Source organism: Sorangium sp. So ce590, from assembly GCF_051521365.1.
In the GTDB taxonomy this organism is placed as follows: Bacteria; Myxococcota_A; Polyangia; order Polyangiales; family Polyangiaceae; genus Sorangium.
Window position 1 is genome coordinate 11,489,908 of the sequence record NZ_CP150346.1, and the last position, 25,044, is coordinate 11,514,951.

23 protein-coding genes are annotated in these 25,044 nt (G+C 71.6%); 12 read left to right on the top strand and 11 right to left on the bottom strand.

The window, feature by feature from the left end; translation table 11 throughout:
- Positions 1-879 carry a 16S rRNA (cytidine(1402)-2'-O)-methyltransferase gene (gene rsmI / locus WMF28_RS43645; protein ID WP_437599674.1) on the top strand — a complete coding sequence of 293 codons (879 nt, stop codon included), beginning with the start codon at positions 1-3 and terminating at the stop codon, positions 877-879.
- 37 nt (positions 880-916) lie between these two features.
- On the opposite strand, the gene WMF28_RS43650 is transcribed toward rsmI, so the two are convergent.
- A complete protein-coding gene (locus WMF28_RS43650; RefSeq protein ID WP_437599675.1) occupies positions 917-2,068 on the bottom strand; it encodes a mannose-1-phosphate guanylyltransferase in 1,152 nt (383 codons plus the stop codon).
- Positions 2,069-2,322: 254 nt separating this feature from the next.
- On the opposite strand from WMF28_RS43650, the gene WMF28_RS43655 reads away from it, so the two are divergent.
- The 4 genes from WMF28_RS43655 to WMF28_RS43670 are packed head-to-tail and all read left to right on the top strand — an operon-like array spanning position 2,323 to position 5,141.
- Complete coding sequence (locus tag WMF28_RS43655; protein ID WP_437599676.1) at positions 2,323-2,850, top strand: NADH-quinone oxidoreductase subunit A; 528 nt, start codon at positions 2,323-2,325, stop codon at positions 2,848-2,850.
- On the top strand, positions 2,847-3,395 hold the full coding sequence (nuoB, locus tag WMF28_RS43660; RefSeq protein ID WP_437599677.1) for an NADH-quinone oxidoreductase subunit NuoB: 549 nt from the start codon (positions 2,847-2,849) through the stop codon (positions 3,393-3,395). The genes WMF28_RS43655 and nuoB overlap by 4 nt, the downstream gene beginning before the upstream one ends.
- Positions 3,396-3,435: 40 nt before the next feature.
- Positions 3,436-3,984: an NADH-quinone oxidoreductase subunit C gene (locus tag WMF28_RS43665; protein ID WP_437484678.1), complete on the top strand. Its 549-nt coding sequence runs from the start codon at positions 3,436-3,438 to the stop codon at positions 3,982-3,984.
- Entirely contained in the window at positions 3,981-5,141 is a 1,161-nt protein-coding gene (locus WMF28_RS43670) for an NADH-quinone oxidoreductase subunit D (RefSeq protein ID WP_437599678.1), read from the top strand. The genes WMF28_RS43665 and WMF28_RS43670 overlap by 4 nt, the downstream gene beginning before the upstream one ends.
- A 17-nt stretch (positions 5,142-5,158) precedes the next feature.
- Here the strand turns inward: WMF28_RS43670 and WMF28_RS43675 are convergent, their stop codons facing one another.
- The 3 genes from WMF28_RS43675 to WMF28_RS43685 form a co-directional block, all read right to left on the bottom strand.
- Positions 5,159-5,797, bottom strand: coding sequence for a hypothetical protein (locus tag WMF28_RS43675; RefSeq protein ID WP_437599679.1), 639 nt, complete (start codon positions 5,795-5,797; stop codon positions 5,159-5,161).
- Positions 5,798-6,040: 243 nt separating this feature from the next.
- Positions 6,041-6,442, bottom strand: a complete 402-nt coding sequence (locus WMF28_RS43680) for an MmcQ/YjbR family DNA-binding protein (protein ID WP_437599680.1) — start codon at positions 6,440-6,442, stop codon at positions 6,041-6,043.
- A 46-nt stretch (positions 6,443-6,488) separates the two neighbouring features.
- Positions 6,489-7,547, bottom strand: coding sequence for a methyltransferase (locus WMF28_RS43685; protein ID WP_437599681.1), 1,059 nt, complete (start codon positions 7,545-7,547; stop codon positions 6,489-6,491).
- A gap of 521 nt (positions 7,548-8,068) precedes the next feature.
- On the opposite strand from WMF28_RS43685, the gene WMF28_RS43690 reads away from it, so the two are divergent.
- Positions 8,069-8,503: a hypothetical protein gene (locus WMF28_RS43690; protein ID WP_437599682.1), complete on the top strand. Its 435-nt coding sequence runs from the start codon at positions 8,069-8,071 to the stop codon at positions 8,501-8,503.
- 132 nt (positions 8,504-8,635) lie between these two features.
- Positions 8,636-9,139 (top strand): hypothetical protein, encoded by a 504-nt coding sequence (locus tag WMF28_RS43695; protein ID WP_437599683.1) that lies wholly within the window; start codon positions 8,636-8,638, stop codon positions 9,137-9,139.
- A 221-nt stretch (positions 9,140-9,360) separates the two neighbouring features.
- Here the strand turns inward: WMF28_RS43695 and WMF28_RS43700 are convergent, their stop codons facing one another.
- Together WMF28_RS43700 and WMF28_RS43705 are read right to left on the bottom strand one after the other, a co-directional pair.
- Positions 9,361-9,900 carry a carboxymuconolactone decarboxylase family protein gene (locus tag WMF28_RS43700; protein WP_437599684.1) on the bottom strand — a complete coding sequence of 180 codons (540 nt, stop codon included), beginning with the start codon at positions 9,898-9,900 and terminating at the stop codon, positions 9,361-9,363.
- Positions 9,901-9,980: 80 nt separating this feature from the next.
- A complete protein-coding gene (locus WMF28_RS43705) occupies positions 9,981-10,445 on the bottom strand; it encodes a MarR family winged helix-turn-helix transcriptional regulator (protein ID WP_437599685.1) in 465 nt (154 codons plus the stop codon).
- 666 nt (positions 10,446-11,111) lie between these two features.
- Here WMF28_RS43705 and WMF28_RS43710 point away from each other — a divergent pair.
- On the top strand, positions 11,112-11,525 hold the full coding sequence (locus tag WMF28_RS43710) for a hypothetical protein (RefSeq protein ID WP_437599686.1): 414 nt from the start codon (positions 11,112-11,114) through the stop codon (positions 11,523-11,525).
- A 194-nt stretch (positions 11,526-11,719) separates the two neighbouring features.
- Here the strand turns inward: WMF28_RS43710 and WMF28_RS43715 are convergent, their stop codons facing one another.
- Positions 11,720-12,988: a serine hydrolase gene (locus WMF28_RS43715; protein WP_437599687.1), complete on the bottom strand. Its 1,269-nt coding sequence runs from the start codon at positions 12,986-12,988 to the stop codon at positions 11,720-11,722.
- Between the two features lie 228 nt (positions 12,989-13,216).
- Positions 13,217-14,011 (bottom strand): phytanoyl-CoA dioxygenase, encoded by a 795-nt coding sequence (locus WMF28_RS43720; RefSeq protein ID WP_437599688.1) that lies wholly within the window; start codon positions 14,009-14,011, stop codon positions 13,217-13,219.
- 619 nt (positions 14,012-14,630) lie between these two features.
- Here WMF28_RS43720 and WMF28_RS43725 point away from each other — a divergent pair.
- The 3 genes from WMF28_RS43725 to WMF28_RS43735 all read left to right on the top strand — a co-directional run bounded on the left by WMF28_RS43725 (position 14,631) and on the right by WMF28_RS43735 (position 19,355).
- Positions 14,631-15,467, top strand: a complete 837-nt coding sequence (locus tag WMF28_RS43725) for a toll/interleukin-1 receptor domain-containing protein (RefSeq protein ID WP_437599689.1) — start codon at positions 14,631-14,633, stop codon at positions 15,465-15,467.
- A gap of 238 nt (positions 15,468-15,705) precedes the next feature.
- The gene (locus WMF28_RS43730; protein WP_437599690.1) at positions 15,706-16,389 is read left to right on the top strand and encodes a DUF6531 domain-containing protein; all 684 of its coding nucleotides are present in this window, start codon (positions 15,706-15,708) and stop codon (positions 16,387-16,389) included.
- A 431-nt stretch (positions 16,390-16,820) separates the two neighbouring features.
- Entirely contained in the window at positions 16,821-19,355 is a 2,535-nt protein-coding gene (locus WMF28_RS43735; protein ID WP_437599691.1) for a HEAT repeat domain-containing protein, read from the top strand.
- 72 nt (positions 19,356-19,427) lie between these two features.
- Here the strand turns inward: WMF28_RS43735 and WMF28_RS43740 are convergent, their stop codons facing one another.
- Genes WMF28_RS43740 through WMF28_RS43750 form a run of 3 tightly spaced genes read right to left on the bottom strand, consistent with a single transcriptional unit; the run spans position 19,428 to position 22,044 of the window.
- Complete coding sequence (locus WMF28_RS43740; protein ID WP_437599692.1) at positions 19,428-20,294, bottom strand: helix-turn-helix domain-containing protein; 867 nt, start codon at positions 20,292-20,294, stop codon at positions 19,428-19,430.
- Between the two features lie 57 nt (positions 20,295-20,351).
- Positions 20,352-21,539, bottom strand: a complete 1,188-nt coding sequence (locus WMF28_RS43745) for an SUMF1/EgtB/PvdO family nonheme iron enzyme (RefSeq protein WP_437599693.1) — start codon at positions 21,537-21,539, stop codon at positions 20,352-20,354.
- A 10-nt stretch (positions 21,540-21,549) separates the two neighbouring features.
- Entirely contained in the window at positions 21,550-22,044 is a 495-nt protein-coding gene (locus WMF28_RS43750) for a TlpA family protein disulfide reductase (RefSeq protein ID WP_437599694.1), read from the bottom strand.
- Between the two features lie 281 nt (positions 22,045-22,325).
- Between WMF28_RS43750 and WMF28_RS43755 the strand changes: the two genes are divergently transcribed.
- Complete coding sequence (locus tag WMF28_RS43755) at positions 22,326-25,031, top strand: HEAT repeat domain-containing protein (RefSeq protein ID WP_437599695.1); 2,706 nt, start codon at positions 22,326-22,328, stop codon at positions 25,029-25,031.
- Positions 25,032-25,044: the final 13 nt, after the last annotated feature.

A 25,044-nucleotide genomic window follows, 5' to 3' on the forward strand; every position in this document is an offset into this window, starting at 1 on the left:
TTGTCGAGCGGCAGCGAGCAGGGTGGTGCGACGGGCCACGGGTGCCTCTACGTGGTCGCGACGCCGATCGGCAACCTCGGCGACGTCACGCTGCGCGCGGTCGAGACGCTGCGCGGGGCGGACCGGATCCTCGCGGAGGACACGCGGCGCGCTCGCGCGCTCCTCGGCCACCTCGGCGTCTCGGGCAAGCCGGTCGACCGGTTCGACGCGCACGCCTCCGAGGCGGACGCGGCGCGGGCGGCCGCGCGGCTCTCGGCGGGCGAGTCGATCGCGTTCATGACCGACGCCGGCACGCCGGTCGTGAGCGATCCGGGGACGGCGCTCGTGCGCGCGGCGAGGGAGGCCGGGGCGCGCGTCGTGGCGATCCCCGGACCGAGCGCGGTGATGGCGGCGGTGAGCGCGTCGGGGCTCGTGACGGGGGGCTTCCGCTTCGTCGGGTTCCTGCCCCGCGGCGGGCGCGAGCGGCGCGAGGCGCTGGCCCTCGTCACGTCGACGCCGGAGGCGGTCGTGCTGTTCGAGTCGCCGCGGCGCTTCCGCGAGACGCTCGCGGAGATGGCCGAGCGCATGCGCGGTCGTCGCGCGGTCGTCGCGCGCGAGCTGACGAAGGTGCACGAGGAGCTCCTGGGCGGCACCGTGGAGGAGCTCGCGGCGATGGAGCGGGAGTGGCTCGGCGAGATCACGCTTGTGCTCGCGCCCGCCGAGCCGGCCGCGGCGGGCGCGCGCCCGAGCGACGAGGAGCTCGACGCGCGCATCGACCGGGAGCTCGCCCAGGGGAGGCGGGCGAAGCACATCGCCGAGGAGCTGTCGGTGGAGCTCGGGCTACCGCGGCGGGAGCTCTACACGCGGGTGGTGGCGCGGCGGGGAGAGCCGGGCGGGTAGGCGAGGGATCCGGCCGCCGAGGCGCCGGGGACGCCGGTCACGTGTGCCGGCCCTGTCCGCGCGCCTTGAGGGCGTCGACCACGTGCTTGACGTCCTGCGCCCGATCGCGCGGCACGATCAGCAGCGCGTCGTCGGTCTCGACCACCACGAGGTCCTCCACGCCGACGAGCGCGATCACCCGGCGGTCGATCTCCGCGCGCGCGCCGCGCGCGTCGAAGCGCCCGCGGAGATCCACGACGTGGTTGCCCTGCGCGTCGATCAGCACCGACCCCGCGGGCGCGCTGTTGCCTCGCTCGTCCTTCTCGGCGAGCTCCCAGGCGCTCTGCCAGCTGCCCAGATCGCACCAGCCGAAATCGCCGGGCACAACGGCGAGCCCGGCGACGTGCTCCATCACGCCGTGATCGATGCTGACGGCCGGCAGGCGCGGGAACACCTGCAGGACCGCCTCCGCCTCGGCCGCGGCGCCCAGCGCGGCGGCGCGGTCGATTTCGTCGAGCCCCTCGGCGAGCGCCGGCAGGTGGGCGCGGATCGCGGCCCGCATGTCGCCCGCGCGGAAGATGAACATCCCCGCGTTCCAGAGGAAGCGGCCGCTCGCCACGAACTCCGCGGCGCGCTCGCGGCTCGGCTTCTCGACGAAGCGCAGCACCCTGCGGGGCGCCGCGCTCCTCGCGCCGGCCGCCTCCTCCGTTTCGATGTAGCCGAAGCCCGTCTCCGGGTGGGTCGGGCGGATGCCGATCGTCGTGATCGCGCCGCCCTGGGCCGAGGCGACGGCGGCCTGCAGCACCTCGAGGAACCGCGGCACGTCGGCGATGTGGTGATCGCTCGGCAGCACGACCACGACCGCCTCGGGATCGTCGCGCGCGATGGTGGCCGCCGCCCAGCCGATGCACGGCGCCGTGTTGCGCGGCGCCGGCTCGACGAGCAGGCGCCGCTCGGGGACCTCCGGCAGCGCGACCCGCGTGGGCGCCACGAGGTGCTGGCCGGTCGCGATCCAGATGCGCTCCCAGCCGGCGCTCCCCCCGCCGGCGCACAGCGGGAGCACCCGGCGCGCCGTCGCCGTGATGAGCGGCTCGCCGCCGACCAGCGGCAGGAGCTGCTTCGGGCGCGCCGCGCGCGACGCCGGCCAGAAGCGCGTGCCCGCGCCGCCGGCGAGGATCAGGACATGGACGGGGGCTGCGGTCGAGCTCATGAGCGAACGCCGGAGGTTACACGTCGAAGCTTACCGCAGGGCCGCGGCGCGGTGGCAGGGGGCCGCTCAGGTCAGGGCCGGCAGCGCGTGCGCGGAGGCCACCCTCGCGAGGCCGAGCGAGACGACCCACAGCGCGCTTCCCCTCCAGGGTCTGCCGGCTTGCCGCGCTTCATCTTTTCACCTACATATCACCCGTGGATCTGGCGCTCTCTCGCCCTGGGTGAGGGAGGGCGAGCCGAGCGAGGTTCCGTTCGATGTTGATGGCATATGCCAGCGTTGCCGCGTTCTTCCTGGTGGCGATCGGCTTCATCCTCGGCTCTCTGCTGTTCGGGAAGCTGCTGCGCCCCAACAACATGTACCCCGGGAAGGTCGAGACGTACGAGTGCGGGGAGGCGCCCGTCGGGCCCGCGTGGTTCAACTTCAACCCGCGTTTTTACATCATCGCGCTCGTCTACATCATCTTCGACGTCGAGATCGCCTTCATCTACCCGGTCGCGGCGGTGTTCAAGCGCTGGGTGGACCAGGGCAACGGGCTCTTCGCGCTGATCGAGATCTTCCTCTTCGTGGCCATCCTGATGCTCGGCTTCGTCTATGTCTGGGCGAAGGGCGATCTCGACTGGATCCGCGCCATCAAGGGCGATCCGCGCGGCGCTCAGAACGTGAGCAGCCGGTCCCGGGCGCGCGCGCCGCTCCTCGACGCGCGCGCGGGCGAGGGCGCGCCGGCGGGGCAGGCGGGGCAGGCGGGGCAGGCGGCGGTCGCCGACGGAGGTGCGGAGTCATGACATCGAACCTGAACCTGATGGCCCCGCCCCGCGGGTGGGAGGCCAAGTACGAGAGCGACGGCGGCGGCGTCATCACGACGAGCGTCGACCAGACGGTGAACTGGCTGCTCAACTGGGGGCGGTCGAACAGCGTCTGGTACATGCTCTTCGGCCTGGCCTGCTGCGCGATCGAGCTCATGCAGACCGGCGGCCCCCGCGGCGACCTCGAGCGCTTCGGCGCGGCCCCGCGGCCGAGCCCGCGGTCGAGCGATCTCTTCATCATCGCGGGGACGCTGACGTACAAGATGGCGCTCCGGGTGAAGCGCCTCTACGACCAGATGGCGGAGCCCCGCTTCGTCATCTCCATGGGCAGCTGCGCGAACTGCGGCGGCCTCTTCCAGTACGCCTACTCGGTCTGCAAGGGCGTGGATCAGATCATCCCGGTCGACGTCTATGTGCCCGGTTGCCCCCCGCGCCCCGAGGCGCTCCTCGAAGGGCTCCTGAAGATCCAGGAGAAGATCAAGAGCGAGCGGGTCCTCGACCGCCGCGGCGCGACGGGCGGCTGAGCCCTCTCCTCTCGCTGTTCGTCCTGCGCTCCCGCACCCCATGACACCCGAAGAGATCTTCCAGGCGCTCCAGGCGAAGCTCGGCGAAGACGCGGTCTTCGACCTCCACCCCGTGTCCGCGAAGGATCGCGACGCCTGGTTCCAGGTCGCGCCGGAGAAGATCCTGACCGTGTGCCATCACCTGCGTGAGGCGCCGGAGCTCGATTTCGATTACCTGGAGTGCATCACCGGGGTCGACTATCCGGATCTCAAGAAGATCGTTGTCGTCTATCACATCTACTCCTACGCGAAGAAGCGCCGGATCGTCCTCAAGGCGTTCCTCGACCGGGAGAGCCCGGCGATGCCGACCTTGGTCGACGTGTGGTCGGCGGCGAACTGGCAGGAGCGCGAGTGCTTCGACCTGCTCGGCGTGCGCTTCGAGGGGCACCCGGATCTCCGGCGCCTGCTCCTGCCCGACGACTGGGAGGGGCACCCGCTCCGCAAGGACTGGCAGGAGAAGGCGGACTACCACGGCATCCCGACGCAGCGGCCGAACCCCGTCGAGCTCTTCAAGATCAAGCTGCCGAAGAAGGACGCGGAGGCGTCATGAGCCAGGTCATCTTCAGCGTCGACCGCGGGGGCGCGGGCAACGAGCCGGAAGACGAGATGACCCTCAACATGGGGCCTCATCACCCGTCGACCCACGGGGTGCTCCGCTTCGTCATCTCGACGGACGGCGAGATCATCCGCAAGGCGGTGCCGGACGTCGGCTACCTGCACCGGAGCATCGAGAAGATCGGCGAGCGCTGCACCTACAGCGGCTTCATGCCGTACACGGACCGCGTCGACTACATCGCGGCGATGTTCGCCAACGAGGCCTGGGCGAGCGCCTGCGAGAAGCTGATGGGCATCGAGGTGCCGAAGCGGGCGCAGTACCTGCGCGTCATCTCCTGCGAGCTCAACCGGATCGGGAGCCACATGATCGCGCTCGGCGCGATGGCGATGGACGTCGGCGCGGTCACGCCCTTCCCGTGGGCGCTGCGCGAGCGCGAGTACATCAACGACTTCATCGAGGAGCTGTGCGGCGCGCGGCTCACGTTCAACTACCACCGCATCGGCGGCGTCTCGTTCGACCTGCCGGCGGGGTGGGCCGACAAGGTGAAGCGCTGGCTCGAGCGCTTCGAGCCGATCATGGTCGAGTTCGACCGGCTCATCAGCCTGAACGACATCTTCATCAAGCGGCTCGCCAACGTCGCCGTGGTCACGGCCGAGGAGGCGAAGGACTGGGGCCTCGTCGGCCCCAACCTGCGCGCGTCCGGCGTGAAGTGGGATCTCCGGAAGGAGGACGGCTACTCGGTCTATCCGGAGCTCGACTTCGACGTCCCCGTGGGCCGCGGGCGTTACGGCGCCGTGGGCGACTGCTGGGATCGGTTCTACGTCCGGGTCGAGGAGTGCCGCGAGTCGGCGAAGATCCTCCGCCAGGCGCTCGACAAGATCGACGAGCACCCGGAGGACGACCTCCTGGGCAAGCTGCCCAAGAAGATGAGGCCTGACGGGGAGGCCTACGCGCGGATCGAGAGCGCCCGCGGCGACATGGGCTGTTACGTGATCGGGCGGGGCGCGGAGGAGGCGTACCGGGCGCGGTTCCGGACGGGGAGCTTCACCGCGATGGCGATGATCGAGGCCAAGAGCCCCGGGCTATTCCTGGCCGATCTCGTGGCGCTCATCGCCAGCTTCGACGTCGTTGCGCCCGAGATCGACAGGTAGCCGGGGGAGGGAACGCCTCAGGGGCTCGCGCCGCCGGCCCTGCCCTCGGTCCCCTCGTCGAAGAGCTCCGGACACTTTTCGCTGAGGGCCTCGCACTCCGCAGGCAGCGCCCCGAGGTCCTCGAGGGTCGATGCACACGTGAGCGCCTTGAGGAGCTCGATCTGGCCGTTCGTGCAGGCCTTGAACTCGCCGACCGTGGCGGTACACCCCGCGATATTCTCCGCGGGGCATGTCCCCGGTCCCGGGGGCTCCTCCGGATCGCTCATGCACGCTTCCTTGGCGGCCTCGCAATCACCGCCGAGCGCGGCGGTGGCCATGCTCAAGAGCTCGCAGCTGTCCTCCTTCGAGAAGTCGGCCGACGCGGCGAGCTCGTCGCACAACGCCTGCGCCTCCTCGCCCGTCAGGGAGTCGAGCTGCTTGCCATCGTCGTCGCCCCCGGTCTCGCCGCCGGTGCCGCCGGTGCCGTCCGTGCCGCCGGTGCCGTTCGTGCCGCCGGTGCCGTCCGTGCCGCCGGTGCCATCCGTGCCGCCGGTGCCGCTGGTGCCGCTGGTGCCGCTGGTGCTGCTGGTGCCGCCGGTGCCGGCATTGCCCCCCTCGTCATCATCGCCGCACGCCACGAGCGCGAGCCCGACCATCAACATTCCAAGAAGCTTCATCCGTGTCATCGAGCGCTCCATCATCGAGAAAGTTCACCTGAGGGTCCGCGCGGCGCTCGAGGACGGCTCCGTTGAAGGAAGCGAGCGGGCTGCATCGTCGACCGGGCAGGCGCGCGGGGTGTGAACCTACTACGGCCCTGGTCGATCTTTACTTCCTTGTTGGAGGACGTATCCAGCATTCTGCGGCGCGAGCCTCTCCGTGCGCGGCCGATGCGACGTCCGGATCGCGTATCCCGGTGTCCGTCACGTCGCGCGCCGGCGCCTCTGCGGACGTGAGGGAGACCCCGGCGGCGCCGCCGGCTCCCCGCTGCGTCCGGCGTCCCACTGTGCGACGACGCGCTTCGGCGCCACGCGACGCCAGGCCCCCACGAGCAGCTCTTCCAGGAGCGTCCGGTCGACGCGGCGGAGCTCCACCCGCGTCCAGCCCTGGTGTCCCCAAGGCGTCACCGAGAAGACGTCCGGCTGCGCCTGCACCAGGCTGTCCTGCTCCTCCAGGGACAGCTTCAGGACGGCGCCCTCCTGCTCCACCCAGTGCGTCGCGAAGATCTTCCCTCGCACGCGGAACGACGGCTTGCCGAAGTGGTCCTGCTCCTCGGCCTCGGGCAGCGACAGCGCGAGCTTTCGAAGGTCGTCGGAAGAGATCATGGCGGTGTGCCTCGGCAAGGGGATGGGTCGTTGTCGTGAAGGGAGCTCAGGCCCGCGCTGCCTCGAAGACCCGGAAGAAGCTCGGCGTCTCTCGCACGCTCGTCACGCCGAGCCCCGCTGCCTCGAGCAGCGCGCGGTACTCGGCCTCCGTGCGCTCGCGTCCTCCCGTGTTCACGAGCATGTTGATATCGCTGAACGTGAGGACCCAGTCGAGGGCCGTGTTCCCGCGCTGGGCGGGGGAGGCGGGGGCGGGCGCCTCCACGACGAGCAGGCGCGCCGCGCCGGCCATCGCCTCGCGGCACTTGCCCAGGATCTGCAGGCTGCGGGCGTCGTCCCAGTCGTGGATCACGCTCTTGAGCACGTAGACGTCGGCGGCCGGAGGCGCCGTGTCGAAGCAGCTCCCGGCGACGAAGGAGGCGCGGTCGGCGACGCCGCGCGACGCGAACAGCTGGAGCGCTCCTCCGCGCGCGTGCTCGAGATCGAAGACGACCCCTTCCACGCCGGCATGGGCCTCCAGGATCGCGCAGAGCAGGGCGCCATAGCCGCCGCCCACATCGACCACCCGGCGCGCGCCGCGGAGATCGACGGCCCCGACGATGCCGGGCGCGACCCCTCGGGTGAGCTCCACCATGGCCTGGTGGAAGATCGCGGCGGCGGCCGGGTCGCGCGCCATCTCGTCGAAGTGCTCGGTCCCGGACGACGCCGCGGCGTCGCCGGCGCTCCACGCCATCCGGCCGGTGCGGACGCAGTCGGTCAAGCGGCCCCAGGCCTGCCACACGCCCGGCCCGCCCATCAGCCGAGACCACGCGCGCCGCGCGGTGGGGGAGCTCGTCTCGAGGCATCGCCCCATCTCGGTGAGCTCGAGCTGCTCCCCGCGCGCGGCGAGCAGCTCGAGCGTGACGAGCGCCCGGAGCAAGCGATCCGTCGCGTCGGGGTGCGTGCCGAGCCGCGCCGCGACCGCGCTGCTCGGAAGGGGCCCGTCGGCGAGGACGTCCGCGACGCCGAGCTCCGCGGCCGCGTGGACGACCTGCGGCACCCAGAGGCTCATGATCATCTGATTCAGGCGGAACGCAGGGGGAAGATTCGTGGGAGACCCGCTCGACATGGTGTTCGCTCCTTCGGGCCTACCGTGGGGGGCGCGACGCCGGGGGTATTGTAAAGATTTTACCTTGCTCGTAACGAGTTCGACCTTGTGGCGCCCGAGATCGATCGCCAGGCCCTGCGCCGCCTCGCGGCTCAGGTGCGGCGCTTCACTGCGCTGCCGGCCATCCTGGACGACCTGCTTGGCGCGCGGGCGCTGTCCCCCGTGCGCGTAGCGGAGGCCCGGGAATCCTCCGTGCACTTTCGAGAGCGTACGCGAGGAGGCGGTGGGGTCGTCCGAGATCGCCGCAGGACGCCGATCCCGGACCGCCCTGTCGCGCTCGATTCGATTTCTTCAACGCGGAGGGCGAGACCTACTGCCGTCTCTCCTATGCTTGCTGCTCTCCCGTCGCCCTCGACAACCCGTTCCTGGCGACCACGGAGGAGACCTGCGCGGAGTTCAGGTCCGTCCTGCAGAGCGCGAGCACGCTGCCGGTCCTGCGCGCGTCCGTCGCGGCAGGGCGCCTCGTCTATTACCCCGACAGGATGCGCGCCTGCATCGATCGACTGAACACCGCCGGGTGCGCCGCGACGGACACCGACTGGCCCTGCCTCTTTGATGCGTTCGAGGGGCAGGTGCCGCTCGGAGGAGAGTGCACCGTCGAGCACGACTGCGAGAACTGGCACTGCGTCAAGCCGGACCCCGACGCCGACGTGGGCACCTGCGCTCCGTGGGCGCCCGACGGCGCAACGTGCAAGACGTTTGGCGAGTGCGACAGCGGCCGGTGCGACATCTTCGGGACCGACACGTGCGGGCCGCGGCTCCCGGTGGGGAGCGAGTGCGTCCTGCATCCGGACTGCGAGACCTATAACTGCGTGGAGGACACTGGGCTGTGCGGGCCGTCGCTCGACGACAACGGATGTCCTGCCGACGGGCGGATGCTCGACAACAAGACGCCGGCGGGCAACTGGTACCGATGAGCGTCGGCCGGCGCATCGCCCCTCGCCGTACGGCCGCTGGATCGAGCGTCGAGGGCGGCGGCCCGGAGGTCGAGCCGCGCCGGCATGCGCGGTGTGGCGCGGGCGCCCGCCGTTCGATTACTCTACGCGCCCATGAGAAAGCGGAGCGGGCGCCTCGCGCCGATGGCCGACGTGTTCGCCGCGAGGAAGCGACAGGCCGTCCCCCATGAGTTCGTGCTCGAGGCGCTCGCGCCGCTCGGGCCCGTGACGCGCCCGATGTTCGGCTGCGTGGCTGTCTATGTGGAGGAGAAGATCGTCCTCATCCTGCGCGACAAGCCCGCGCCCTCGCAGGACAACGGCGTCTGGCTCGCCACGACCGAGGAGCACCACGCGGCCCTGCGCGCGGAGTTCCCGGGCATGCGGAGCATCGAGGTGCTCGGGGAGGGGGTGACCGGCTGGCAGGTGCTCCCGGCGGACGCGCCCGATTTCGAGGAGGCCGCGCTGCTGGCCTGCGCGCTCATCCGGGCCGGCGATCCGCGGATCGGGAAGGTGCCCGGAGAGCGGCGGAAGCGGCCCGCCTCGCCACGGGCCGAGACACCGGCGAAGGTGGCATCGAAGAAGCGGCCCGCCAAAAGGCGGCTGGGGCGCTCGCCGTGAAGAAGGCGGCGACGAAGCTGCGCCCGAAAAGGGCCGCGACCATCGCCGGTCCTCGCGAACGCGCATTCGTGCGATCGCTCACGTTTCGTGAAAAAGCTGAGTTGTATTGATGAGCTACAGATCCGCGGACCAGGACGCGTTGTGGTCTCGGGCGGGCGCGGTCGCGGAGGGACCAGGATGCGTTGTGGTCTCGGGCGAGCGGCCCCGCGTGCCCGGGCGCCTCAGCGCATCGCGTGGCTGCGGGTCATCCGGTTCGCGAACGTCGACAGGGTGAACGTGCCGATGCCAACGATCACCTCGAGCGCCTGCTCGGCGGTGAAGCCGGCGCGGAGGAAGGCGTCGAGCTCGGCGTCCGTCACGTGACCCCGCTCGCGCAGCGTCGCCTCGGTGAATGCGGCGAGCGCCTGGAGGCGAGCGTCGGGCACGGGCGTTCGCTCGAACAGCGCAGCGGCCACCGCGGGAGGAGCCCCCGCGCGGAGGAGCAGCCCGCGGTGCATCGTGCGGCAGAGATCGCAGCCGTTCTCGCCCGCGACCACCATCACCACGACCTCGCGCTCCATCGGCGAGAGGGTCGCCTCCTCGAAGAGGGCCAGGAGATCGTCGAAGGCACGGACCAGGAGCGGCGAGGTCGCGAAGCGGGCCACGGGCAGCGGCACGAAGCCGAACTTGCGCGCGGTCCGCTCCAGCGCAGGGCGGACCGCCGCGGGCGCGGTGTCGAGCGTGTGGGCGGGGAAATGAGGGGAAGGAGCGGGCTGGCTCATGAGGTGGACGTCCCTGGGTTATTGGTTGTCAATGCAATCAATTGGGTGTCGGAGCGCAGGGTCGAGGGCCGGCGCGGCGCTCAGCCCTCGGGCTCGAGGTTCGCGAGGAGGCGCTGCAGCGTGCGCCGGGTCGTGAGGAGGTCGTCCTCCGGGATGCCGGCGCGCAGCGCGTCGACCATGGCCATGGCCTCGCTCGACAGCGCCTTGCGCAGCTGGCGCCCGCGCGCCGTGAGGTAGACGAGCCGGGCGCGCCGGTCCGTCGGGTCCTGGCGGCGCGCGATCAGCCCGTCGCGATCCATGAGCGCCAGGATGCGGCTCATCGTGGGCACATCACGGAAGGTGCGCTCGGCGAGGTGCGTCTGCGTGACGCCCTCCTGCTCCCACAGCCGGACGAGCACCATCCATTGCTCGGGCGTGATCTCGACGCCATGGGCGCGGAAGCGCCGGTACATCGCGGCGCGGGACGCGAGGTACACGCGCGTCACCCAGTAGCCGAGCGCGTTGTCGAGGATGATCCCCCCCTCGGCCGTGAACTGGTCGCGCATGGTGGACCAAGCGTAACCCCGGCGTATTAGTTGTCAATGCAATTAATTGTCTCGCGCCCCGCGCTGGGGCGCGCCCGGGGCCGGAGCCCGAGGCGGGTGAGCGCGCCCCCGCCGCGCCGTGGCGTCACGCGCTCGTGACAGCTGTAACCCCTGTAACCCCGCGCTGTCGCGGGCGCGCGACACCCGGCCGAGGTGCCGCCCCGCGCGGCCCGCCCGCGCCCCCGCCCGGAAGCCCCGTTGCGCCGCCCGAGCGGGGCGCAGGGTCAGCCGGCGAGCGCCGCATGCGCGCGCGCCGGAGCTCCGGCACCGCGCTTGCGATGGGGGCTCGTCGACCCCGATCGGCACGCCAGCCGACTCACCCACTCCAGAGACGACAAGGAGAAGCATGACGACCATGAACCTCGCCCACGTCCTCGCCTGCATGAGCTCTCTCTCCCTTGTGGCCTGCGTGGCCGGCGAACCGCGAGAGTCGCCCGGAGGGGCGCAGGGCCCGGACCTCGCCGACGCCGGCGCGCGAGACCCGCTCGGCGTCGATCTCGAGGCTGTGGGCCTCTCGGCGGGCGACACGCCCTGCGGCGACGACGCGCACGTCGCCTCGATCGCCGACAGGGTGGGCCGCTACCCACCACGCTGGGCCCCTGCCAGAGCACGGCGGTCTTCACGAACGTGCATTGCGACGCGATCGACGACTACGCTTCGGGCCCGGCGATCGCGGACTCGGTCTCCTGGTGCCGCGTCGGCCCCTTTGCCGGCGACGCGCAGCGCTCCGCCAGCTCCCAGGGCCTGCCGGACGCCTTCGAGGGCCGCCAGACCGTCGCCGCGTGCGGCACGGCGAGGACCAACCTCAAGGGCCATGTCAAGAAGGGGCTGAGCGGCGCGTGGGCCGTGCCCCCGGGGAAGAGCGTGAACATCAGCCCCGGCCACGTCGCGACCGTCGACGTTCACCACCACGACCTGATCGAGTACGACAACTTCGACACTCCCTACGGCGGCAGCGATCTGCGCTTCACCGTCACGCCGAGCGCGGGCGCCTGGTACCGCTACACCGGCGCTTACATCGAATACTTCCCGGTGCCCTGAATCGAAGCCCCCGCGATGGCGTCGCGCCGCACCGGCGCACGCCATCGAATGCCGCCCCGCGCGCCCTGGGCTCACGCCCCCCCGCTCGCAGCGGGACGGGGCGGCATTCTGCCAGGCAAGCTCGAGCGGTTCGCCCAGGTGGCCGGGCACGAGGCGGCCTCGCCGTCCTCGTGCCCGCCTTCCTCGTCCGAGGTCTACTCCAGGGCGTTGGCGAACGCGTTCTTCAGCTCGGAAGCGATGTCCCCCGACGACATCTCGCCGGAGTTGACGATGCCCACGGCATGGTAGCCCGACGGCAGGCGGATGACCGCGGAGCGGGCGTGGGTCGTCCTGAAGGCGTTCGGGACGCTCCCGCTGCGGTTCACCGGGTGCGAGCCGCCATGGTAGGGGCTCGCCTTCCAGCCGTAGAGGTCCTCGAGCTTCGCGCTCGCGATCTCGCTGGACCAGACGAGCCGATTGCTCCGCGTGGCCGAGGAGCCCGTGGGCGAATAGAGCGCGTCGTAGGTCGAGGGGCTGATGAATCCGCTGCTGTGCCCGAGGTACTGGAAGATCGAGGCGAACGCCTTCGACGAGTAGTACCAGCCGCCCTGCGCCTTGCAGTGCCCGGCGAGGACCTTCGAGTTGTAGATGACGCCGGCGTACGGATCGGTCTTCGTCGTGTACGCCCCTGCGATCGTCCACCCGTTGACCAGGATGCCGAGGGCGTTCGGATCCGGGTTGCAGGTGGCCGCGAGGTCGGGGTCGACAGGGTCGAAGATGTAGTGGCGGACGAACGTCTCGTACCACCACCCCATGGCCTGGATGATGTCGTTTCCCGTCGCGCTCCACCCGTTGTTCGCGACGGCGTTGTTGATCGCCGGCAGGTTGGCCGGGTTCCCGACGATCGGGACCAGGTACGTGAGCAGCTTGCTGTTGATGTTGTGGTAGCTCCGGACGCCGTAGTCGCTGTCCTCCACGGGGACCAGGAGCTGAACGAAGGGGTTCGCCGGATCCCCGCCTCGGATGCCGGACCTGTGCTGGAGGAGATCGCGGAACGTGATCTTCCGGTTCTCGACCGGGAGCGCGTTCTTCACCACCGCGGGCAGGTAGTTGCGGATCTCGTTGTCGAGGAAGCTGAGCACCTGCGGGGTGCTCTTCCCTTGCTCCTCCAGCACCTTCACGAGCAAGAGCCCGCCGACCATCTTTGTCGCGCTGCCCACGTTCGCGAGGACATTCCAGGTCATCGCGTTGGAGTGGGTCGCCGCTCCTCCGGACACGCCGTAGCGGAACCCGGTCGTGCGGACGAGCGTCGTGGAATATCCCTTCGTGCTTCCGAAGCGGCTCCGGATCTGATCCTCGTATTCATCGACGTTCAGCTGTGCGCCTCGAGCCGGCGCGCTGAGCCCCGCCGTCGCGGCGACGAGCGACACGGCTCCGAGGGCCTGGAAGAAGGCGCGGGGCTTCGAGCGGTGTAATGCGAACATGGGCTTCTCCTTGCGTGACATGGGGGTTGGACCCGCCGAGCCTGGCCCGGGAGGTCGAATGAGACATCCTCGCGAGGCGCGGAGCGGAGCGCCGAGCGGTCATGCGGTGGCAAAGCGCGCCGCGGTCACGGACAGGTGCTCGACGCGCGCCTTGGGCTGAGCGCCATGCACGCCGTGTGCCGGCGTGAGATGGCCGCTCCGACCGCGCCGTGGGTCAGGGACAGGCGCTCAGGGGCGAACGAGCGCCATCCGAATCGCACGCTCGACCGGAGAGGCGTCGTCGCGCCACGGGTCGAGCGCTTCCCTCGGCAGCAAGGGAGGTTGCGCGAGGAATCTGGGCCGGTCGCCGCGCAGGAGGGGCTGTGCCGCGTGAACGAGGAACGGGTGGCACAGGTACACCGTGCCAGCCGGTCCAGTCGCGACGGCCTCGGGGCGGTGCGACGACTCGGCGAAGTCGGTGCTGGCGAGCTCGCCGAGGGTCAGCCCCTCCGCTCCGTGAGGTTCGAGCCTTCGGACGATGTCGAAGTGCGAACCAACGCGAAGACGCGTCGGTGCATCTTTGTCACCGACGTCGGAGAAGAGGAAGAGCATGAGGAGCGCACGCCCCTTCGACGCCACGTTGGCCCGCCACTTGAGGAAGTCCGGCTCGCCCTCCGTTCCGAAGCTCACATCGATGTGCCAGCCGCAGTCGCCCGGATCGTCTGGCGAGGGGAAGCGGATCGGGAATGTGCCGAGGCTGCCGCGAGGCATCCAGCGTCCAGGCCCCACGAGCGCGTCGTAGGCCGCGTGCAGCTTCGGTGTGCTGGCCGCCTCACGGAAGAGCGGGTTCGGGATCTCGCCGACACGCACGACGGGGCGCGTCCAGGTGGAGGGCGCGTCCTCCGCACACCCGGTGGCGAGCCACAAGACGCGACGACATGCGTCGGCGAGCTCACGGGGGAAAGCTTCGTCGATCCGAACGAAGCCATCGTGGACGAACTGTTCAATCTGCGCTGCGGACAGCGCGAAATCATGATGAGGCATCTGAGATCTCCTGTTGTTCCAGCTCAAGGCACACGACTGCGCACGACGCGCGCGTCGCGGACGACCCATGAGCGCCGGGATGCGGCGCTCAGCCGAGCAGGAACACGGAGAACTTCATCATCGACGGAGTAGTAACGGACGGCTCGCAGTCCGTCAATGAAGGTCCGTCGTCTCGCCGAGGTCGCCGAGGCCCAGCTCCCGGCGGTTCGGCAGCACGGGCATCGCGCCGGGCGTCGACGACTGCGGGACGATGTAGAGGATGCCCGCGTCCTCGGCGATCGTCGGCCGTGGGCCGAGCTTCTGCGCCGCGCGTTCGCGCTCGCGAGGGGGCCCCGCGAGCCCGGGCGCGTCAGCGCATCATCACCACGACCTCGCGCTCCATCGGCGAGAGGGCGCGTGGGCGCGCTCGCGCCATGACATGTCACGGATCCAGCGTGACATGTCACGGGGGGCGGAACGGTCGGTGCTCGCGCGCAGGACGGATCCCGGAGGGTAACCCCTGCGCCCCGGGGGCAGCGTTCCTCGATGTACAGACTCGCCAGGATCTGGCAACGAGGAAAGGCTCTGAACAAAGGCCGCTCGGCTCGTTCGCATGGCTTCTTCCTGGTACGCTCTCCTCGTGTTTCCCGCGCCTGGTCCGATTGACGTCTTCATCTCGTACGCGGCCGCGAACGAGAAGCAGAAGGACGTGCTCAGAAAACATCTGTCGGCCCTGAAGCGCGAAGGGAAAGTCCGCACCTGGCACACCGGGCGCGTCGGGGTCGGGAGCGATCGAGACGCCGAGCTCGCGGCTCGCCTCGACGCGGCTCACCTCATCGTCCTTCTCGTCAGCGTCGATTACCTCGCCGCCGACGCGCAGTGGCGAGAGATGGAACGGGCGCTCGGGCGCCACAACGCTGGGCGGGCGCGGGTCATCCCCATCCTCCTCGACGCGTGCGACTGGGAGGGCACGCCGTTCTCCGCTCTGGCGCCGCTGCCCCCCAACGGCGTCCCCGTGATGTCGTGGGAGCGCGAGAGCGAGGCGTGGACCGCCGTGACGCTCGCCATCCGGGCCGCCGTCGCAGACTGCACGCACAGGACCACTGCGCCCACCCTGGTGGACACGAGCGCGCCGACGCGGCCGGCACACACGGCACGCACCGAGAGGACACTCGACACGTCCCCACCCGCTGCCGCCCTGCCCTCCGCGGGGACCGGCAGGGCCCCACCCGCGCGACACCGAGGCAGAGCCAGGGCCTCGACGGCAGCTCGCGCGCTGATGGCCATCGTCGTGCTGGGGCCGTTCGCGGCGGTCGCGCTCTTCATCGATCGATTCACCACGACAGGTCAGCCGGCAGGCGCGGCGGCGGCGGACGCGGGGCCGCCTGACGCGGGACCGACGGCGCGGCCGCGGACCCCGCCGCCGAGGACCGTGACCGCCGGCGAGCCGGAGCCGCGGCCGCCGCGCGGACCCTAGCGACGGTGTGACGACCCTCCCCAGCGCGAGCGCGCGCGCCGCAGGCGTGACCTGCGAGATTGTCACGCTCACTCCGCAGAGCCAGCGGGCGCCGGCGAACTGGGCAGGGGGCGAGGGCGCGGAAGGCGCTGCTGGCCGTGATGGACGCGCGAGGGGGACGGCCTCTCGCCGATCACCTTCGTCTCCAGCGCCGATGCCGGACACTTGACGCGGCCTGGGGGTAGTCGACAATGCGCCTATGGCGCGCACCGCTCCGGTCCCGAACATCCCCGCAATCCCTGGCATGAACCCCGGTGTGTGGATCATGGGCGGCGAGGGCGGAGGTGGGGGAGGCAATGGCCGCGGCGGGAGCGGCAGCGGCAATGGGCAAGGCGCCGGCGGTGGCAATGGAGGGAACGACGCGCAAGGGGGCGGCAAGGGCGCCGGATCGTGCGGTCCTGGCAGCGGGGCCGGCTGTCCCAACCCGTCCCACGGCGGCGGGGGCGGCACACACGCCGGCGACCCCATCGACCCGGTGACCGGCCGTGTCTACACGGTCCCTGCGGTCGATCTGGCGCTCCCAGGGCCGCTGCCGCTCGTGATCAAACGAACCTACAGCAGCACCGGCTCAGGTGAAGAGCACGTCCTCATGCGCAGCCCCGCGGGGCGGATCGTCGAGGAGCGGACCTTCGACGGTCGAACGATCCGATCCAAACACGATCTGCTCGGACGCATCGTTCAGAGCGAGAGCGGCTCCGGCGAGATCACCGAGTTCAAATACGACCCCGTCGGGCGGCTCGTCGAGCGGGCCTACGCAGACGGCACGGCGGAGCCGTTGAGTACGACGCGGTGGGACGCCTGCTGTGTGCAGAGTCCTCCGTGTCCGAGACGGTGTTCAGGTATGATGGCCGCGGACGGCTGGCTGCAGAGCTGCACCGGGTGAACGGCCATAACTACGTCGTCGAGAGCGCCTACGGTGCGGCCGGACATCGCACGCGCAGGAGCACCTCCTTAGGATACGTCGAGAGCATGGTGATCGGGCGCATCACGCACCAGCGGGTATTCCGCCCCGCGGGCCAGCCGCGCGTAGGCGAGCCTGCCTGGGCCGGTCCCAGGCCACCTGGGCTCACGGAAGAGCATTATCACGCGTACACGTCCGCGGGCGACCTTCAGGAGGAGTGGGGGCTCGTCGAGGGGCGCATGGGGTACACGTACGATCCGGTCTCGCAGGTCCTGTCCCGGGTGCCTCAGCGCGCGCGCCGAGCTCTTCGGCTACGACACGGCGGAGAACGTCCACGAGGCCGGTCCCCCGGCGCAGCTCTGCAGCCGGCCGTCCACCTCGGCTTTCGCTGACCGGAGGCGAGGCGGACCGCCATGTCAGATGCCATGATTGCCGTCTGGGAGACCTCGGGCTGGTCCGACGCGGAGGTCGGCGTCGCGGCCATCCACGCGCTCAGGGCCGACTGGGCCTCTCAGGAGCGGCTGCGGGAGCTCGCGCTCGCCGGGGAGCCTGTCGCGATCCGCGAGGCGGCCCTCCTCGCCGTGGCGCTCGCGCCGAGCAACCTGCCGGTGTTGCGCCAGGGTGTGATCGCGGCGCAGCACGAGGTGCGCGCCGCCTCGGTCGCCGGCCTGCGCGCGGATCCTCTGGCCCGACCGCTCGCGGCGCACCTCCTGGCGAGTGACCCGTCGTGCGGCGTGCGCGCGGCGGCGGCGACGTTGCTCGCCGGCGATCCCAGGTACACGCCCGCTCTGCGCCGGGCATTCGAGGCGCCGCTGCCGAACCCTGGCGTGGATCCGGAGGCACCTCGGCTCGAGGGCGCGCTGGTGCGTGCGCTGGTCAGAGAGCCGGCGGTCGTCGAGCAGGTGAAGGGTCGGCTCGCTGCGCTGGCGAGTGATGTCCGCGATCTCGTGCTCGAGCACCTGTGGGCACGTCCGGAGCAGCGCCCCGATGTGCGCGCCCTGCTCGCGCACGAGGCCGCCCTGGTTCGCGCGTCGGCAGCGCGGGCGCTGCGTCGCGATCCGGAGGCGGCGAGCGCGCTGCTCGACCTGGCCCGCGATCCGTCGCCGCTCGTCCGGGCGGCAGCGGTGTCCGTGCTCGGCTTCGATGCGGTGGCGGCGCAGGTGAGGGCAGGCCGGCTCGCGGACGCGAGCGAGCGCACGTCGGTGCGCGTGGCGATCGTGGAGACCCTGCGCGCCGGCGAGGAGGCGATGGTCCGAGCGCTGCTGTCCGATCCGAGCCCGACGCTCCGCGGGGTGGCCGCGTCCGCTCTGCGGGACGACGCGGCGTCCGTCGGGGCGCGTCGGGCCCTGCTCGAGGACGCCGCGCCGTTCGTGCGGGCGCGCGCCGTGAGCAGCCTCGCGCGTCAGGATGCGCTGTTCGACAGCGTCATGCCCTGCCTTGAAGATCCGGATCCCCACGTCCGCCGGGCCGCCATCGAGGTCCTCGGTCGATACCCGCCGGCGCTTTCGCTGCTCCGGCGGCACATCGATGCGCGCTCCCCGGTTGGACCAGCCGCGATGCAGGCGCTGCGCGACGAGCCGGAGTCGCTCCCGCTGCTGCGCACGCGCCTCCGTCCGGCCCGGCGCGTGGAGCGGCGGCGCAGGCTGCGCGACCTGGCCCGGGATCCCTCCTCGGTCGCGGGGGTGCGCGCGCTGCTCGACGACCCCGACGTGCTTGTCCGGGCCGATGCGGCCAGCGCGCTCGGCGACGCCCGGGATGAGGCGATCGTGCGCCGGCTCGACGATCCAGACCCGTGGTGGCGTGCGGTTGCGGTGAGGGCCGTCGCCGGGACGGCGGAAGCGCGGGAAGTGCTCCTGCGACGGCTCGGGGACGGCGACGGCGCCGTGCGCGCCGCGGCGGCGGAGGCGCTGGCCGGGGACGAGGCGGCGGCGCCGCGCATCCGGGAGCTCCTCGACGAGCCCGCCGCCGCGGTTCGCGCCGCGGCGATCACGGCGCTCGCGCGAGACGCGGGCTCCGTGGAGCGGATCGCCGCCACGCTGGACGAGCCCTCGGACATGGACGGGGATCCGGCGCAGCTCGGGGCGGCGCGGGCGATCGCCGGCCGGCCGGAGCTGGCGGGCCGGCTGCGCGCCCTCGTGGAGCGAGGCGACTACGCCGCCGAGGTGACCCGGGTCGCGCTGGAGTCGCTGGCACCCACGGACGCGCCCGTGGATACCCTCCTCGGGATGCTGGACGACGTCCAGGAACTCGATGCGCTGAGGCTCCCGGCCGCGAGGCTCCTCTGGGCCCAGGGTCAGCACCGCGCCGCGGTCATCGCCCGGATTGACGATCCCAGCCCCGCGCTCCGCGCCGCAGCGCTGGAGCTCCTCGGCGACGACGCGAGCGCCGTCGATCTCGCCCGGGCGCGCCTGCGCGACAGCGACGCGCGCGTGCGCGCCGCCGCTGCTGCCGCCCTGCGCCGCCGCACGCCCACGGACCGGGGTGTCGCGCTCGTCGAGCTCGCGGAGGAGACGCGGGTCGCGACGGAGGGCAGACTTCACGATGCTCCGGTCCTATCGCGATCGGAGCTGCGTTTGGAGGTCGACCCACGAAAAGACGCTGTGATCGCGTGGCTCTGTGCGCGGCTTGCGAGCGACGAACGTGGCGGGGCTATCGCGGCCGGCGCGGAGGTGGCGCGCTCGGAGGTGCCGTGGGGGGTCAAGGACGTGTACCTGGTGCGGCTGCCGTTCGATCAGGAGGAGGCCCCGCTCGCGGCCGGCGTGTTTCCGATGCACAACCTGATCGAGATCTCTGCGGTTGCGCGCCAGCTCACGGCCGAGAGGTCACCGTCGATCTGGCTCGTGTGTGCGGACGTCGCGTTCTCGGATCTGGCGCCGCCGGAGCTCGAACCGGGCACGGTTGCGTGGGGACCCACGTATTTCGGAGTGCGGATTTGCCGCTCGCACTAGCTCGTTCTGGCCGCATGAAGTGCGGTCAGGGCTGGGCGGCCGCTGGACGCGCGAGGCCGCCGCGACGAGGGCTCAGGGGCTCATGCCGGTGAGGTCGATCAGCGCGGCGCGGGCCCGGGTCGGGGTCGTCCCGGTGAACTGCTTCACGTCGCGCGCGAGGTGCGCCTGGTCGTAGTAGCCGAACCGCTGCGCGAGCTCCGCCCAGGTCCCCGAGGCGCCCGCCTTGAGGTGCTGCACCAGCCGGTCGAAGCGCACGAGGCGGGCGAGGAGCTTGGGGGGGACGCCGACGTTCTCGCGGAACAGGTCGATCACGTGCTTCTGGCTGTAGCCGAGCTCGCGCGCGAGCGCCCGCATGTCGACCGCGCCCCCGCGCTCCTCGATCCGCCGCACCGCCCACGGCACAACGCCGAGCTCGTGCCGCGCCTCGTCGACGCGCTCGCCGAGCGCGCGCTCGATCAGGTCGAAGCGCTCGTCCCAGGTGGGGAGCTCCTCGAGGCGCTCCGCCAGGCGGCCGTGCTTTCTGGGCAGGAGATCGCGGGCCGAGACCACGCGCCCGGTGAGCTCCGCCATCGGCACGCCGAAGAAGAGCCGCGCCCCGATGGGCGTGAGGTTCACCTGGAGCCCGCGCTGGAACCCGTCGTGCTCGGTCAGCGTGAAGGTGTCGCCGAGCCCGGCGACGAAGCCGCCCGGGTACAGGGCGTGGCGGCCGTCGGCCCCGGCGTCGAACACGCGAATCGGCGGTCCGAACTCGATGATGACGACGACCTGCGGCACCGGGAACTCGACCCGCCGCAGCGGCCCGGGCGCCTCCTCCGTGTAGCCGCTGTAGTCGCGGATGTAGGGGCGGAGCCGCGCCGCCGGGGGCCGGGTCGCGAGCTCCCAGCGGCTCTCACCGGACGTGCCTCCCGTGACCCGCGCACGCTGAGCCAGCGCTTGCATCGAGGGGCAAGCGTAACACGGGACCTCCGCGCCCCGCGCACCGGCGACCCGGATACGTCAGCGGGCGGTCTTACAGCACCTGAACCCGAGGTGGTAATTCACGTGCCACGCGTTCTCCATCGGCTCCACGTGCCAGCGTGGGCTGTAGGAGCAGTGGTCGGGGTACGTCTCCCGGCCCTTCGGCCGGGGCGCGTCGTGCGCGCGGGCGACCTCGACGTAGAACCAGGCGCTCCCCTTGAGCTGGCTGTACTGCTTGCCGTCGTCCCGGTCGCGGCGGGTCATGATCTCGGCCACGTTGCCGTGCTGATCGAAGACCCCGAACCGGGAGCGGCACGCCGGGTGAGCGCCCGCCGGCTCGGTGTCGGTCGCGCAGGTCTCGTAGGCGGAGCGCGCCGTGTCGGCGTCGCAGGGCTTGCCGTCGATGTCGCGCTGCCGCGCCTGCGTGTGGCAGACGGTGAGATCGAGCTCGTCGCCGTAGGCGTACGTCCTCGGCTGGCCGCCCTCCGGGTCGCCGCGGCACGCGAGGCTCCACTCGTCCTCGGTGCAGAGGCGCTTGCCCTGCAGGCTGCACACGGCCGCCGCCTGCGTCGGGCCCGCCCACACCATCGGCAGCTCGCACGGCTTGTTGGGGAACTCGAAGATGTCGATGCAGAACTCGGCCGGCCTCGGCTTCCCGCGCGCGTGCTTGAAGACGGGCACCATGTTCTCGTGGCCGCCGCAGCGCGCGCGCTGCTCCTCCGTCTGGAGGACGACGCCGCGGAGCCCCTCGAGACACTGCTCCTTCGAGCGCGTGTGCCGCGCGAGCGCCCTGTTGCCCTGGTTGATGCGCGACGGCCCGCCGGAGCCGAAGTTCTTCTCCAGGAAGAGCTCGGGGTTCTTGAACCTGCGCTCGCGCGCCGTGAGCTCCTTCAGCGAGAAGAGCCGCACCAGATCCTCGCGCTCCTCGTAGTGCGTCGCCATCGGATCCCCGGCCGGCGGCGCCGAGCCGCCGTCCGCCGGAGGAGCGCCGGCCTCGCCACCGGCCGGAGGCGCGCCGGCTGAGCCCGAGGCCGCAGGGCCAGCGGAGGCCGCGGGGCCCGCAGGGCCAGCGGAGGCCGCGGGGCCCGTCGCGGGCGCGGAGGGGCTCGCCGCGGGCGGCGCGGCGGCGTCGCCGCGGCCGCGATCGGCGTCGCCGCGGGAGCAGGCCGGCATGGCCGCGGCGAGCGCCGCGAGCGCGAGGCGCAGGGGACGGGAGCGCTGTGTCACGTGGGCGAGGTCAGAGGGTCGCAGCGACGATCTCGGAGAGGCTCGCCTCGTCGACGACGCCGGTCAGGTACGCCGCGACGTTCCCCTGCCGGTCGATCACCACGAGGCTCGGCAGCTTGTCCACCCCGTAACGGACCGACGCTTCCTTCGCGTCGTCGATGAGGATCGGATACGAGAGGCCCTTCTTGAGGGCGTATTCGCTGGCCACGTGGGGCGGGTCATCCACGTTGACGCCGAGCACCACGAGCCCCCTCTTCTCGTACCGGCGCGCAATCCGGTCGAGGATCGGCGCCTGGACCGCGCAGGGCCCGCACCAGGTGGCCCAGAAATCGAGGATCACCGGCTGGCCCTTGAGCTCGGCGAGCTGCATGCGCGCGCCGGGGTCGCCGTTGGCCGCGACCGGCAGCGTCACGTCGGGGGCCGCCGCGCCGACCATGCCCCCGACCCCGGGCGACAGCCGCGGCAGGATCGCAAGGCCGAAGAGCGCGCTCAGGGCGATGAGCACCGCGACTGCAGGGTAGAGAATCTTACCGGAATTGAACTCGGGTTCGGCCATACGGGGGCCTCGGCTTCATAGCAAATCTTTGGGCCTACGCCCGAGCGCCTCTGGTACGGTCCGGCGCCTCGACCGGCCGGGCGCTTCGTGCCCGGCCCGGGGTCGGAGGCGCAGCGCGGCCCGCCGCGCGACGCCGCCGCCGCCGCCGGTGGGGTCGGGAGCGCAGCGCGGCTCGCCGCGCGCTGCCACCGCCGTTCGGGTCACGTCGTCGCCCGCGCGCTGGAGGAACCATGCTGGATCGTCCGAATCTTTCACGAGAAAATCCCACGGGGCCGCGCGGACGGCGCCCACCGCCCGGGCTCCTTCCGGTCAAATGGGCGGCCAAGTGGCCCCCCGATGACAGCGATCTGCCCGGAGCTCCGCCGGCGCCCGGCGGCGGTGGCGGCGGCGGCGGCTTCGCGGACGACGGCAACTTCAAGCGCGGCCGGTTCAGCCCGGCGTCGATCGTGGTCGGCCTCCTCCTCGCGCTCGGCGCCGCGGGCGCCATCTGGTTCGGCGTCAAGCAGGAGAGCCAGAGGATGACGGTCGACGCCATCGCCAAGGAGAAGAAGAACATCTTCGTCCTGCCGAAGAACGACCAGCTGCCCCTCTGGCGCACGTGGGCCGCCTCGAACGCCGAGCCGTCGCTCCAGCAGGAGGCGCTCATGCAGCTCGCGTGGGCCGGCGACCCCGAGGGCATCACGCTCGCGACGAAGACGCTCTCGCTCCCGGACCACCGCGTGAAGGGCGTCGCCGCGCAGGTGCTCGCCTACTACGGCTCGCCCAAGGCCGACAGCGCCAAGCCCGCGCTGCTCGAGGCGCTCAAGGCCGCCGACGAGAGCGACCGGCCCCAGATCGTCTGGTCCCTCATCGAGCTGAAGGAGCCGGCCGCGTTCAAGGACGCGATGGACCAGTACCGGAAGGGGTTCCTCTCGAAGGTCGAGCGGCTCGGCGGCGGCATGGCCTTCGATCCCGAGAAGCTCGCCGGCCTCGTGTCGCTCGAGGAGCTCGCGAAGCTCGCGACCGACGAGAGCCCGTCGGTGCGGCAGCTCGTCGCGACGGTCCTGTCGCGCAACGCCGAGTCCAAGTGGACGAGCGCGCTGATCTCGCTCGTGAAGGACAAGGACGTCGAGGTCGCGCGCGAGGCCGCGAACGGCCTCGGGCGGATCGGCGACGAGACGGCGCGCGCCCCGCTCCTCGAGGCGCTGTCGAACGCCGACAAGGACAGCCGCCAGCGCTTCCTCGAGGCGCTGCGCGACGGCATCGGCGGCGAGGGGCTCGTCCTCGCCCTCGAGAGCGTGAAGACGGACCCCGAGGAGACGACCTGGTTCCAGACGAAGCAGATCATGGAGATGCTGCGCGAGCTCGCCGATCCGCGCTCGGCCGATCCGCTCGTGAAGTGGATCGAGGCCAAGAAGCCGCCGCTGCACTGGCAGGGCGAGGCGGGGACGCGGCTCGCCGAGGTCGGCGACATCCGCGGCGCCAGGTACATCGGCGAGCGGATGCTGGCCGACCCGCTCAAGCTCTACAAGCTCGAGAAGTTCTGGGAGGCGGACGAGGGCGGGCACCTGTCGCGCACCGACCTGCCGCGCGTCGTCGGCGCCCGCATGCTCGCCGACCTCGCCACGGTCCACGCCGACAAGAGCGCCGAGCTCAAGGCCGCGGCCGAGGCGCCGATCATCCTGTGGCTCAAGGATCGCCCGCAGCCGCACGCGAACGGCCTGCGCTTCCTCGCCACGATCCGCTCCGAGAAGATCCTGAAGGACATGCGCGACTGGGCCTTCCCGACGGATCCGCTCCCCAAGGAGGGGCAGCAGCCGCCGTTCCCGGCGGCGTTCGAGACCGCGCAGAGCGCGCTCCGGTACGTCGGGCGCATGAAGGACGAGCCCTCCTACCCGCGGCTGCTCGATCAGTTCAACCGGAAGAAGGACCCGAAGATGGACATCACCCAGGACGGGCTCCAGGGCGCGGGGCTCGCGATGATGGGGATGGCGCTCCGCGCGGTCGCCTACGGCGCGTCGCAGGGGCTCGCCGAGTGGGGCGACCCGCGCGCCGTCGAGCCGCTGACGAAGCTCATCGAGGACGAGATGTGGCACGAGGAGGCCCGCCAGGCCGCGTGCGAGGCGCTCGCCTGGTGCGCCGACGACAAGGCGATGATCGAGGTGGCGAAGAAGGCGAAGGAGTTCGCGAGCCAGAAGGAGCCGCGCAAGCAGCTCATCGGCGCCTGCTACGCGTCGTCGCTCGCGCTCCGCCCGGTGCCGAGCGCGGCCGGCGAGCTCGTCCCGCTGCTCGTGGCCGACGTCGATCCCGGGGTGCGCATGGCCATCGCGCGCGCCATCGGCATCGGCGGCTTCGACGAGGCGGTGCAGGGGCAGCTCTTCGAGAAGCTGAAGGACGTCGAGGTCCGGAACGCCGCGGCGCTCGCGCTCATCCTCGGCGGCACGAGCGACACCGCGGCGCGGACGGTCGCGATGTACGCCGACTTCGACAAGGCGGCGCTCGACGACCTCAAGGACCACTACTACCGCGCGTTCGGCTACTGGTCGGACGAGGACTTCAAGCGCGGCAACCTCTACCGGTACGTCGCGAACGCCGAGGCGATCACGCGGGTGAAGGTCGCCGAGGCGCCGCAGGAGTGGGCGCGGCAGCGGCTGCAGGCCCAGTTCGACAACCTGAAGTACGACAACGGCCCGCACTCCGAGACCCGCGTCGTGCTGCGCTACCGGCTCTACCAGGCGGCCAAGAGCGGCGACGGCGGGCAGAAGAAGGGCGCGATCGAGACGCTCAAGTTCATGAAGGAGAAGGGCGTGCTCATGGCCCTGCGGCACGAGCAGGGCGAGACCGGCGCGCTCGCGAAGCGCGCGTTCCACGAGCTCATGAACCCGAAGGCCACCGTGGCCGAGGACCTGAGCGCGCTCGCCCCGGCCACAAAGGCCGGGGGCGCCGGCGTGCAGTAGCGCGCGCAGCCCG

Bases quoted from the DNA above. Each gene is read 5' to 3' on its own strand.
- WMF28_RS43665 (WP_437484678.1), top strand. From the start codon at position 3,436: ATGACACCCGAAGAGATCTTCCAGGCGCTCCAGGCGAAGCTCGGCGAA.
- WMF28_RS43735 (WP_437599691.1), top strand. From the start codon at position 16,821: ATGTCAGATGCCATGATTGCCGTCTGGGAGACCTCGGGCTGGTCCGAC.
- WMF28_RS43730 (WP_437599690.1), top strand. From the start codon at position 15,706: ATGGCGCGCACCGCTCCGGTCCCGAACATCCCCGCAATCCCTGGCATG.
- WMF28_RS43720 (WP_437599688.1), bottom strand. From the start codon at position 14,011: ATGCCTCATCATGATTTCGCGCTGTCCGCAGCGCAGATTGAACAGTTC.
- WMF28_RS43700 (WP_437599684.1), bottom strand. From the start codon at position 9,900: ATGAGCCAGCCCGCTCCTTCCCCTCATTTCCCCGCCCACACGCTCGAC.
- WMF28_RS43715 (WP_437599687.1), bottom strand. From the start codon at position 12,988: ATGTTCGCATTACACCGCTCGAAGCCCCGCGCCTTCTTCCAGGCCCTC.
- WMF28_RS43740 (WP_437599692.1), bottom strand. From the start codon at position 20,294: ATGCAAGCGCTGGCTCAGCGTGCGCGGGTCACGGGAGGCACGTCCGGT.
- WMF28_RS43680 (WP_437599680.1), bottom strand. From the start codon at position 6,442: ATGATCTCTTCCGACGACCTTCGAAAGCTCGCGCTGTCGCTGCCCGAG.
- WMF28_RS43690 (WP_437599682.1), top strand. From the start codon at position 8,069: ATGCGCGCCTGCATCGATCGACTGAACACCGCCGGGTGCGCCGCGACG.
- WMF28_RS43695 (WP_437599683.1), top strand. From the start codon at position 8,636: ATGAGAAAGCGGAGCGGGCGCCTCGCGCCGATGGCCGACGTGTTCGCC.
- nuoB (WP_437599677.1), top strand. From the start codon at position 2,847: ATGACATCGAACCTGAACCTGATGGCCCCGCCCCGCGGGTGGGAGGCC.
- WMF28_RS43655 (WP_437599676.1), top strand. From the start codon at position 2,323: ATGTTGATGGCATATGCCAGCGTTGCCGCGTTCTTCCTGGTGGCGATC.
- WMF28_RS43755 (WP_437599695.1), top strand. From the start codon at position 22,326: ATGCTGGATCGTCCGAATCTTTCACGAGAAAATCCCACGGGGCCGCGC.
- WMF28_RS43650 (WP_437599675.1), bottom strand. From the start codon at position 2,068: ATGAGCTCGACCGCAGCCCCCGTCCATGTCCTGATCCTCGCCGGCGGC.
- WMF28_RS43670 (WP_437599678.1), top strand. From the start codon at position 3,981: ATGAGCCAGGTCATCTTCAGCGTCGACCGCGGGGGCGCGGGCAACGAG.
- WMF28_RS43685 (WP_437599681.1), bottom strand. From the start codon at position 7,547: ATGTCGAGCGGGTCTCCCACGAATCTTCCCCCTGCGTTCCGCCTGAAT.
- WMF28_RS43705 (WP_437599685.1), bottom strand. From the start codon at position 10,445: ATGCGCGACCAGTTCACGGCCGAGGGGGGGATCATCCTCGACAACGCG.
- WMF28_RS43675 (WP_437599679.1), bottom strand. From the start codon at position 5,797: ATGAAGCTTCTTGGAATGTTGATGGTCGGGCTCGCGCTCGTGGCGTGC.